Annotated in this window: 12 protein-coding genes; 8 read left to right on the top strand and 4 right to left on the bottom strand. The window is 72.4% G+C overall.

Going from position 1 to position 10,265, the window contains the following annotated elements; genetic code table 11:
- Positions 1–192: 192 nt before the first annotated feature.
- Both VR44_RS02195 and VR44_RS02205 read right to left on the bottom strand, forming a co-directional pair.
- Positions 193–645, bottom strand: coding sequence for a helix-turn-helix transcriptional regulator (locus VR44_RS02195; protein WP_245691587.1), 453 nt, complete (start codon positions 643–645; stop codon positions 193–195).
- Between the two features lie 493 nt (positions 646–1,138).
- On the bottom strand, positions 1,139–1,351 hold the full coding sequence (locus tag VR44_RS02205; protein ID WP_045945624.1) for a hypothetical protein: 213 nt from the start codon (positions 1,349–1,351) through the stop codon (positions 1,139–1,141).
- Positions 1,352–1,617: 266 nt separating this feature from the next.
- Here VR44_RS02205 and VR44_RS02210 point away from each other — a divergent pair, with 266 nt between their 5' ends.
- Together VR44_RS02210 and VR44_RS02215 are read left to right on the top strand one after the other, a co-directional pair.
- Positions 1,618–2,598: a helix-turn-helix domain-containing protein gene (locus VR44_RS02210; RefSeq protein WP_045945625.1), complete on the top strand. Its 981-nt coding sequence runs from the start codon at positions 1,618–1,620 to the stop codon at positions 2,596–2,598.
- Positions 2,599–2,723: 125 nt separating this feature from the next.
- Positions 2,724–3,614 (top strand): sigma-70 family RNA polymerase sigma factor, encoded by an 891-nt coding sequence (locus VR44_RS02215; RefSeq protein WP_045945626.1) that lies wholly within the window; start codon positions 2,724–2,726, stop codon positions 3,612–3,614.
- A gap of 38 nt (positions 3,615–3,652) precedes the next feature.
- On the opposite strand, the gene VR44_RS02220 is transcribed toward VR44_RS02215, so the two are convergent.
- Complete coding sequence (locus VR44_RS02220) at positions 3,653–4,072, bottom strand: ATP-binding protein (RefSeq protein WP_052713431.1); 420 nt, start codon at positions 4,070–4,072, stop codon at positions 3,653–3,655.
- Between the two features lie 417 nt (positions 4,073–4,489).
- Here VR44_RS02220 and VR44_RS02225 point away from each other — a divergent pair, with 417 nt between their 5' ends.
- The gene (locus VR44_RS02225) at positions 4,490–5,839 is read left to right on the top strand and encodes an aspartate aminotransferase family protein (RefSeq protein WP_045945628.1); all 1,350 of its coding nucleotides are present in this window, start codon (positions 4,490–4,492) and stop codon (positions 5,837–5,839) included.
- Between the two features lie 282 nt (positions 5,840–6,121).
- On the top strand, positions 6,122–7,039 hold the full coding sequence (pucL, locus tag VR44_RS02230; RefSeq protein ID WP_045945629.1) for a factor-independent urate hydroxylase: 918 nt from the start codon (positions 6,122–6,124) through the stop codon (positions 7,037–7,039).
- Between the two features lie 59 nt (positions 7,040–7,098).
- Here pucL and VR44_RS02235 read toward each other — a convergent pair whose 3' ends face one another.
- Positions 7,099–7,554 (bottom strand): histidine phosphatase family protein, encoded by a 456-nt coding sequence (locus tag VR44_RS02235; RefSeq protein ID WP_045945630.1) that lies wholly within the window; start codon positions 7,552–7,554, stop codon positions 7,099–7,101.
- A 241-nt stretch (positions 7,555–7,795) separates the two neighbouring features.
- Here VR44_RS02235 and VR44_RS02240 point away from each other — a divergent pair, with 241 nt between their 5' ends.
- The 4 genes from VR44_RS02240 to VR44_RS02255 all read left to right on the top strand — a co-directional run bounded on the left by VR44_RS02240 (position 7,796) and on the right by VR44_RS02255 (position 10,238).
- Positions 7,796–8,011 carry a CbtB domain-containing protein gene (locus tag VR44_RS02240; RefSeq protein WP_045945631.1) on the top strand — a complete coding sequence of 72 codons (216 nt, stop codon included), beginning with the start codon at positions 7,796–7,798 and terminating at the stop codon, positions 8,009–8,011.
- Positions 8,012–8,052: 41 nt separating this feature from the next.
- Positions 8,053–8,805, top strand: coding sequence for a CbtA family protein (locus VR44_RS02245; RefSeq protein WP_045945632.1), 753 nt, complete (start codon positions 8,053–8,055; stop codon positions 8,803–8,805).
- A 52-nt stretch (positions 8,806–8,857) separates the two neighbouring features.
- Complete coding sequence (locus VR44_RS02250; RefSeq protein ID WP_045945633.1) at positions 8,858–9,103, top strand: hypothetical protein; 246 nt, start codon at positions 8,858–8,860, stop codon at positions 9,101–9,103.
- Positions 9,104–9,239: 136 nt separating this feature from the next.
- Positions 9,240–10,238, top strand: a complete 999-nt coding sequence (locus VR44_RS02255) for a PucR family transcriptional regulator (RefSeq protein ID WP_045945634.1) — start codon at positions 9,240–9,242, stop codon at positions 10,236–10,238.
- Positions 10,239–10,265 lie beyond the last annotated feature (27 nt).

Here is a 10,265-nt window from a genome sequence, read left to right on the forward strand (position 1 = left end):
CGACCGTCGCCGTCGCCGCCGTCGCCGTCCTGGGACTGGGCGCGGACAAGGACGCCTGGCAGTACGTCCCGGGCCTCGGCTGCGCGGCCGTGCTGTGGGCGGGTACCGCGCTCAGCGGGCTCCGGGCGGGCCGGAAGGCCTGACCCGGCCCGGCCACGGCGAGGCGGGCCGGGACGGGCCGGGCCGGGGGCCTCAGATCCAGCCCTGCTCCACGGCGATGCGGGCCGCGTCGAAGCGGTTGCGGCCGCCGAGCTTCTTGATGGAGGCCGAGGTGACGTTGCGTACGGTCCCGGCCGCCAGGTAGAGCTCGGCCGCGATCTCCTTGACGGTGGCCCCGCCGGCGGTGAGCCGCAGCACCTGGGACTCCCGGGTGCTGAGCTTCGTACCCGGCCCGGCCCCCGGGATCCCCAGCCCCATGGCGCTGCTCGCCAGGGACGGGGCCATCGTCACGCAGCCCGCGGCCACGCCCTTGAGGGTGGCGATGAGCCGGGGCAGGCCGGTGTCGGTCGGAACGATGCCGTGCACTCCCGCCGCCATCGCGCGGCCCACCGCCGCGGGGCGGTTTCCGGCCATCATGAGCACGATTCCGCAGGCGGGCACCCTGGCCCGTACCGCCGACGCGAGACGCAGTACGTCATCGCCCACGGGCGTGTCTTCCAGCAGGACGACATCGGGTGAATGGCGGTGGACAAGTGAGAGAACGTGCTGGGGGTCGGTTTCCGCGGCGATTACCTCTATGTCACCGGCCGACCTGAGGGCCTCGACGAGCGCCTCGAGAAAGAGAACCCGGCTTCCGCCGACAATGACGCTGATAGCCATGGTGAATCCCCTGGATGAACCGTGGCGCCGTGTTCTACCGTTCGGTTTCCACGGTCCAGCCACTCAGCTGTTGGGTTATCTCCAGTGCCCGGCGGCAAATGATGTCGCCCGACGCCGGTGGTTCCAGTCCCTCGGAAACGGTCTGGAACAGGACGAGCTCGACGCGCCCGTCACGAGGGCGGACCGCCACGTGTTCCAGGCCGTCCGCGGGAGTGGCCACGGATCTCAACAACGAGGCGAGGAGGAGCGGATCCGGCGGGCCGGCCGTCCCGGCGCCCGGAGCTCGCAGGGAAACCGCGGTCATAAGCATGCGAGTCGACTAGCCCAGCTTCAGGTCGTACGAGGTGGTGAAGGAGGCCGTCGCCCAGTGGTCCAGGTCGGGGGAGACGATGTCCCAGTTCTGGTTCCCCGCCTCGACGGTGACCCGGTTTTCCGCACCCTGACCGGTGGTGTGAGCCGCACCGAAGAGGAACAGGCCGGCGGCGAGAGCGGCAATGGAAGCGGCACCGGTTGCGCGACGGAACTTCAGCATGGTTTTCCCCCTGGAAAGCGTTCGTAAAGCGAGAGCCAAACCGGGCGTTCGGCGCCGGCCGCTCCTTCGTTCTGCAACCAGCTTGCTTTACGCCGGACCCCGACCGGAAGCAGATCGGCTGGCAGGAAGAACCCCGTGGCAGCTCGGTGCCAACCTCGCAACGAAGGCTGCGCGGAAGTAGCCATCCACCTGCGGCGTCTCATATGTTGGCCGCATCGGCGCGGCTCAGTGCAGAGTGAGCGGCGGGGGACCGAAGAGGAACGACAATGCTGGAACTACTGGGACTGGACGCGCAAACTGCGGATGTGTACGGACTCATGCTGGCGAACCACGCATGGGGCGTCGCGGAGATCGCGCAACGGCTCCGCCTCACACCCGCCGACGTGCGCGGGTCACTGGAGAAACTGACCGATCTGCGCCTGTTGCACCGATCGGCCGTCGGTGACGAACTCCAGCCCGCCGACCCGGCCTTGGGTCTGCGCGAGCTGCTCAACGAACGCAAGCGGGAGCTGGAGAGCAGACAGGAGGCGGTGGCGCGCTGCGAGGCCGACATGGCCCAGCTGGTCAGCACCTACAGCGAGCTCTACTCCGGCCAGACCCAACGCGTCTCCCAGCAGTTCCTCGGCGTCGAGTCGGTGCAGAACCGGATCAGGGAACTCTCCACCGAGGCTACCTCCGAATGCCTGACCTTCAACCCCGGCGGCGCGCAGTCTCGAGCCAGCCTCGAGGCCAGCAAACCGCTCGACCGCGACTCCCTCGACCGGGGCGTCCGGATGCGCACGGTCTACCTCGACAGCGTCCGCAACGACTCGGTCACCACCGAGTACGCGGAATGGCTCACCGACCTGGGCGGCGAGGTGCGCACCGTGCCCTCCCTGCCGCTGCGCATGCTCATCTTCGACCGGAAGACGGTCATCGTCCCGGCCGACCCGGAGAACACCCGCAAGGGAGCGGTCCAGTTGACCGAACCGGGGGTGGTCGTCGGCCTGGCCGGGCTGTTCGACCAGATCTGGGAGTCGGCCGTACCGCTGGGCACCCGCCAGGACCGTGACGACCGGGGCCTGACCCGCCAGGAGAAGGAGCTGCTGCGCCTGCTGGGCAGCGGCCTCACCGACGAGGCCGCCGGCCGTCAGCTGGGGCTGTCGCTGCGGACGGTGCGCCGGATGATGGCGGAGCTGATGAAACGTCTCGGCGCGGGCAGCCGCTTCGAGGCGGGCCTGCGCGCGGCCCAGCGCGAGTGGGTGTGACGCGCGTAGCCACGACCTGACGAACTCGGCCGCACCGGTGGGACATGCGCTCACCGCTGGTTAGCGTCCCCCGGGGGATCCGAAAGGCCGGCGCAGCCGGCGATCAGCACCGGGGGACGTGACGGGTGGACGAGAAGGACGAGCTGGCGCGGCGGTTCGACGCCCACCGCGCCCACCTGCGGGCGGTCGCCTACCGGATGCTGGGCTCGCTCGGCGACGCCGACGACGCCGTGCAGGAGGCGTGGTTCAAGCTGAACCGCACCGACGTGGGCGCGGTGGAGAACCTGGGCGGCTGGCTGACCACCGTCGTGGGCCGGGTGTGCCTGGACATGCTGCGCTCGCGCTCCGCCCGGCGCGAGGAGTCCCTGGACGCGGCGGACCTCCCGTTCCGGATGCCCGACCCGGTGGTCGGTCTCCCCGGGCGGGTCGACCCCGAGCAGGAGGCCCTGCTCGCCGACTCGGTCGGCATCGCGCTGATGGTCGTGCTGGAGAGCCTCGCGCCGGCCGAGCGGCTGGCCTTCGTCCTGCACGACATGTTCGCCGTGCCGTTCGAGGAGATCGCGCCGCTGGTGGAGAAGTCCTCGGCCGCGACCCGTCAGCTCGCGAGCCGGGCGCGGCGTCGCGTGCGGGGCGCGGCGCCCGCCCCGGACACCGACCCGGTCCGGGTGCGGCGGGCCGTCGACGCCTTCCTGTCGGCGGCCCGGGACGGGGACCTGGAGGCCCTCGTCGCCGTCCTCGACCCGGAGATCACCGCACGGTCCGACGGCGGCACCCGGCGGCCCGGCGCGCTGCTGCGCGGGGCACGCCGGGTCGCCTCCCAGGCGATCGCCTTCGCCCGGTTCGCGCAGGACGGCCGCGCGGTGCTGGTCAACGGCGGCCCGGGGGTGCTCGCCCTCGACGCGGACGGGCACCCGGTGTCCCTGATGGCCTTCACGGTCCGGGGCGGTCTCATCACCGCCCTGGACATCCTCACCGACCCCGACCGCCTCGCCTGCATCCGCCTCGACGGCGCCTGAGGCGGGGCCCCGGCGGCGGCCGGCCAGGGGGCGGCCCCCTACCCCTCCGGAACCGGGGAGGGCAGTTCCAGCCAGACCGTCTTGCCCGGCCGGGCGGCGTCGGGCAGCGGGGCGGAGCCCCAGCTCTGGGCCAGGTGGTTGAGGAGCACCAGGCCGTGTCCCCCGGGCCGGGACCGGTCCTGCGCGGCCCGGGGCCTCGGCGGCTCGGGGCTGTCGTCCGTCACCTCCACCCGCAGCCGCCCGCCCGGCCCGTGGCGCAGCACCAGCTCCCGCGGACCCCCTGCGTGCAGGCACGCATTGGTGACCAGCTCCGAGACCAGCAGGAGCACGTCCTCCTCGGCCTCGGAGCCCGGCGCCCAGCGCCAGTCGGCGAGGGCGTGCCGGGTGAAGTCCCGGCACCGGGTGACGACGCCCGCCGTGGCTCCGCCCAGGACCAGCCTCCGCGTCTGTTCCGCCACCGGCGCACTCCCGTCTACGGCCTCACCAGTCCCTCGGCGCCGCACCTACCCCCGACCAGGATGGACAAATCCCACGGTTTCGGCCACCAGGCCACCACAGAAGCCCCACAGCGGCGGCACAGCACCGCCGGAATCCCCCGAGAACCCCGCCGGAGTGCCGCCCGCACCGCGGAGAAGGGTCCCGGCGGGGGCCTCCCGCCGCCTTCCAAGCGGGGTCCCGAAGACACGCGAAAGGCCCCCACCAGGGGTTTTCGGCCGTTCTCCCCCGTGGAGCGGCCGTTCGGGCGACGCTAAACCGGACACGCGCGACCGTCGAGGACCGGCGCCCCGATCCGTCAAGTCCTCCGGCCTCCGGCCCGGGCCCGGCACGCTCCCAGGCACCGCCCTGTCCACATCCTGGACAACTACCCTCGGTATATGAACTCAGATGCCGACGCCCTCCGCACCGTGAAAGACGCCGACCGGAAGCACGTCTTCCATTCCTGGTCGGCCCAGGAGCTCATCGACCCCCTCGCCGTCGCCGGGGCCGAGGGCTCGTACTTCTGGGACTACGAGGGCAACCGCTATCTCGACTTCTCCAGCGCGCTCGTCTACACCAACATCGGCTACCAGCACCCCAAGGTGGCCGCCGCCATCGCGGAGCAGGCCGGAAAGCTCTGTACGGTCGCGCCCGGCTTCGCCGTGGACGTCCGCTCCGAGGCGGCCCGCCTGATCGCCGAACGCACCCCCGGCGACCTCGACAAGATCTTCTTCACCAATGCCGGCGCCGAGGCCGTGGAGAACGCCGTCCGCATGGCCCGGCTGCACACCGGCCGGCCCAAGGTGATGTCCGCGTACCGCTCGTACCACGGCGCCACCACCACCGCGATCAACCTCACCGGTGACGCCCGCCGCTTCGGCAACGACACCGCGACCGCCGGCGTCGTGCACTTCTGGGGCCCCTTCCCCTACCGCTCGCCCTTCTACGCCGGCAGCGAGGCCGAGGAGTGCGAGCGCGCGCTGCGCCACCTGGAGGACACGGTCGTCTTCGAGGGGCCGCAGTCCATCGCGGCGATCATCCTGGAGACGGTCGGCGGCGCCCCCGGCGTGCTCGTGCCCCCGGCCGGCTACCTGGCCGGCGTCCGCGAGATCTGCGACCGCCACGGCATCGTGTTCATCCTCGACGAGGTGATGGTCGGCTTCGGCCGCACCGGCAAGTGGTTCGCCGCCGAGAACTGGGACGTCACCCCCGACCTCCTCTGCTTCGCCAAGGGCGTCACCAGCGGTTACGTACCGCTCGGCGGTGTCGCCATCTCCTCCGCCATCGCCGAGACCTTCGCCCGCCGCCCCTACCCGGGCGGGCTGACCTACTCCGGGCACGTCCTGGCCTGCGCCGCCGCCGTGGCCACGATCGGCGTGATGGCGGAGGAGGGCGTCGTCGAGCAGTCCGCCCGCACCGGCGCCGAGCTGCTGGGCCCGGGCCTGCGCGCGCTCGCCGAGCGGCACCCGTCCGTGGGCGAGGTCCGCGGCCTGGGCACCTTCTGGGCGCTGGAACTCGTACGGGACGCGGGCACGCGGGAGCCGCTCGTCCCGTACAACGCCTCGGGCGCCGAGAACGCGCCCATGGCGGCCTTCGGGGCGGCCCTGAAGAAGGGCGGCCTGTGGCCCCTCCTCGCCGGGAACCGGATCCACGTCGCCCCGCCCTGCAACATCTCGGCCGAGGACGTGGCCAAGGGGCTGGAGATCCTCGACGGGGCCCTCGCCGTCACGGACGCGCACATGGCCTGAGCCGCGTGCTTGTGGGGTCGCCCAAGGCCCGGGAGGCGCTGTTCGGAGGTTCCGTGCGGTGGTCAACCCCCCGTACACATGGTGCAATCCCGTCAGTACTTCCGTACAACAGTTACGACTCAGCACCTACGGACCGGGATGCACGTCAGTCCCGGGGCGGTCCCTCCGGGGCCGAACGGCGGGGAGCGGGACGTCCCCCTCAGGGGGGCGGGCGCTGGACGCCGGGCGTACGGGATCCAGAACAACGGACTCCGTGTTCCCGAGTACCCGAAGGAAGACAGCATGAGCAAGCACGTCCTGGGCCAGAACCAGTACGGCAAGGCCGAGAACCGCATCGTCGTCGTGACCCGCAAGGGCAGCGACGGCTCCTGGGCCGAGATCCGCGACCTGAACGTCTCGGTCGCCCTGCGCGGCGAGTTCCGCGACGTCCACCTCACCGGTGACAACGCCAACTGCCTGCCGACCGACACCACCAAGAACACGGTGTACGCCTTCGGCAAGGAGCACGGCATCGCCTCGCCCGAGGCCTTCGGCATCCTGCTCGCCAAGCACTTCGTCTCCTCCCAGGCCCCGATCCGCGAGGCGCAGATCCGGATCGAGGAGTTCGCCTGGGAGCGGATCCCCGTCCCGACGCGCAAGGAGCAGCACTCCTTCGTCCGCAAGGGCCAGGAGGTGCGCACCGCACAGGTCACCTACAGCGAGACCACCGGCCTCCAGGTCATCTCGGGGCTGAAGGACCTGACCGTGATGAACTCGACCAATTCCGAGTTCCACGGCTTCATCAAGGACAAGTACACGACCCTCCAGGAGGCGTACGACCGCATCCTGGCCACCAAGGTCACCTCCCGCTGGGCGCACTCGGCGCTGGCCGCCGACGACGCCGGGTACGACTGGGACCGGTCGTACAAGAAGGTCCGCAAGCACATGCTGGAGGCCTTCGCGGAGACGTACTCCTACTCGCTGCAGCAGACCCTGAACCAGATGGCCGAGCGGGTGCTCGACAACTGCCCCAAGGTCAACGAGGTGCGCCTCAACCTGCCCAACAAGCACCACTTCCTCGTCGACCTGGAGCCCTTCGGCCTCAAGAACGACAACGAGGTCTACTTCGCGGCGGACCGGATGTACGGCCTGATCGAGGGCACCGTCCACCGTGACGGCGTCCAGCCGGTGATCGCCACCTCCGACTGGATCGTGGCCTGACGCCCCTTTCCGCCCTGCCGGCTCCGGCCCGGACCGCGTCGCGGGGTCCGGGCCGGCCGTCATTCCCGGGGCCGGCCGAGGTGCAGGTTCCAGCGGCCCGCCCGCCCGCTGAGCGAGGTCACCGTGTCCGGGCGCACGTCCAGCCGCCAGAACGCCGCCGCCGGCAGCTCCAGGGCGGACACCACCGCCGCCCGTACGACGGCCTGCGCGACCACCGCGTGGTGCCGGCCGGGCTCCAGCCCCGACAGGTGCTCCCCCGTACGGGTGATCAGCGCGGCCACCGACTCCCCGCCGCCGGGCGGGGCGAACTCCGGTTCCGTGAGCCAGCGCCGGACCGCCTCCGGGTCCTCGGCGGCGACCTCGTCCAGGGTCCGGCCCGACCACGCGCCCATGTCCGGCCCGGCCAGGCCCTCGTGGCCCGGGCAGGGAAGCGCGTACCCGAACCGCCCCTGGCGGGCGGCTTCGTCGAGCGGGGGCGTGGTCAGCTGCAGGCGCACCGGGGCAGTCAGGGACATAAAAAGAGCGTAAAGCGTGCGCCCGGGGCGTGAGACGGCGGCCACACGCCGTGGTGTTCAAGCCAGGAGCACGCTACCGTCACGGACGACATGAAGAAGGTATGACGGAAGTACCGGTGAGAATCCGGCACGGTCGCGCCACTGTGAATCCTCCCGCGGCGACGGGGGAGGTAAGTCAGACCCGTCCGCCTTCGACGAGAGCACCACTGACCGGGACGCGTGTTCCCCTGGAGGTTCTGCCATGGCCCACTCCGCCGTGCCCGCTTCGGCCCCTGTCGCCGTAGCCCCCATCTCGCTCTCCGCGCTGGCCCCCTGGGCCGCCTTCGCCGCCGTCGTGACCCTCTTCCTGCTCTACCTCGTCGGCGTCGAGCAGGGTGCCGCCGCCCTCTTCCAGGGCGACACCGTCCACGAGTGGATGCACGACGGCCGCCACCTGCTCGGGTTCCCCTGCCACTGACCTCCTGCTGATCCCCCGCTGATCACGCAAGGAGCTCCCACGTGAACACCGTCTCCCCCCGGGCCCTCCTGGTCCGGGGCATGCTGGCCGGCCTGCTCGCGGGCGTCGCCGCCTTCCTCGTCGCGTACCTGCTCGGCGAGTCCAAGGTGGACGCGGCGATCGCCATCGAGGAGGCCGGCGAGGCCGCCCACGACCACGCCGAGGCCGCCCCGGTCAGCCGGGCCCTCCAGGCCACGGCCGGCCTCGGCACCGGCACCCTGCTCTACGGCATCGCGCTCGGCGGCATCGCCGCGCTCGTCTTCTGCTTCGCCCTCGGCCGGATCGGACGCTTCGGCCCCCGGGCCACGGCGGCCCTGGTCAGCGGCGGGCTGTTCCTCACCGTAGGACTGGTGCCGTTCCTGAAGTACCCCGCCAATCCCCCCGCCGTCGGCGACCCCGACACGGTCGTCCGGCGGACCACCCTCTACCTGCTGATGATCGCCCTGAGCGTGCTGCTGGCCTCGGGCGCCCTGATCCTGGGCCGGCGGCTCGCGCCGCGCCTGGGCAACTGGAACGCCTCGGTCCTGGCCTCGGTCGCCTTCGTGGCGGCCGTCGGCACCGCCTATGCGCTGCTGCCGGCGGTCAACGAGGTGCCGGAGGACTTCCCGGCGGCACTGATCTGGCAGTTCCGGCTCGCATCGCTGGCCATCCAGGCAGTGGTGTGGACGACTTTCGGCCTGGCCTTCGGTTTTCTAGCCGAACGCGCTATTGCCCCGGCCGCCGCCCCCAAGGAGGCTGTACAGCCGACGAGTTGAGGACGGCACTCCGGTTTCGGACGTGCCGGGTGCGAAGGGGTGGAACCGGGACATGCAGTCCGCGATCCGGGAATGGCGGGGCTGGACCGGCGCCGCACCGTTCTGGCTGAACTCGGTGCTGCTGAGCCTGGCCCCCTTCACCGCGGTCCCCCTGTTCGCCCAGATCGGCGTCATCACCGCCCTGGCCGCCCTCGGCGGACTGGCCCGCCAGCTCTGGTACGGGGACTACGGCCACCCGGTGATGCACCTCGCCGCCGCCCTCATGGGGGCGGCGGCGGTGGTTTTCGTGGTCCTCTGACCCGCGTCGTCTCCCGGACCCGCCACCGAACTGCCCTTCCGGCGAGGAAGAATGGGGCTTTTCGAGTGGAACGGGGACTGGTGTGACGGCGGAGGGGCGGGACATACCCGAGGAGTACCTGACCGGGTACGTACGCATGCTCGCGGAGGTCTCGGCCACCGGCCGGCGCCCCTCGGACGAGGAACTCGACGCCCTCCGCGACCTCGGCGAGCACGCCGCCGGGGCCGGGTACGGCCTCGGGGCCCTGCTCGGCGCCCTGGCGGCCGCCCGCGCCGCGCTCGGCGGCCGGGCCGCCGCCCCCGGTCCCCTGCCCACCGTGGTGGAACGGGCCGTGGACGCCGTCGCCGAGGGCCACGGGCGGGCTGCCCGGCTGGCGGAGCGCCAAGAGGAAGCGGCCCGCCGCGAGTTCCTCGACGCCCTCCTGCTCGGCCACGGCGCCCCCGGCCCGCTCGCGGAGCACGCCGACCGCTTCGGCCTCCGCCCCGCCCCGACGCACACGGTGGCCGTCGCCCGGGCCCGGGCCCCGTACGCGGACGGCGGCCCGGAGGTCCGGCGGCTGGAGCGGGCGCTGGCCGGGACCGCCCTGCTCGCCGTCAAGGAGGGCCGGCTCATCTGCGTGGCGCCCGGCGACGACGAGGCGGTCCCGGCCCGCTTCGCGCGGCTGGCCCACGCGGGTGCCGGCCCCGGCGGGCTCGTCGCGACCGGGCGGCCGCACCCCGGCCCGGGCGGGGCGGCCGCCTCCTACGCGGAGGCCCTGCGCGCCCTCGACCTCGCGGACCGGCTCGGCCTCGACGGGCCCCTGCTGCGCGCCGCCGACCTGCTGGTCTACCCCGTGCTGACCCGGGACCGGGCCGCCCTGGCCGACCTGGTCCTGACCGTGCTCGGCCCCCTGCGGTCCGGCCGGGGCGGAGCGGTGCCCCTCCTCGAAACCCTGACCGCCTACTTCGACGCGGGCTGCGTGTCGGCGGAGGCGGCACGGCGGCTGGACCTGAGCGTCCGGGCTCTGACCTACCGCCTGGAACGCATCCACAGCCTGACGGGCCACAACCCCGCCAACCCCGCCCACCGCTACACCCTCCAAACAGCCACCCTGGGCTCCCGCCTCCTGAACTGGCCCACAGACCCCCTCCCCTGACTCCCCGGCCAAATCCGGCCCGGCCGG

This window comes from Streptomyces katrae (genome assembly GCF_000966975.1).
GTDB lineage: Bacteria > Actinomycetota > Actinomycetes > Streptomycetales > Streptomycetaceae > Streptomyces > Streptomyces katrae.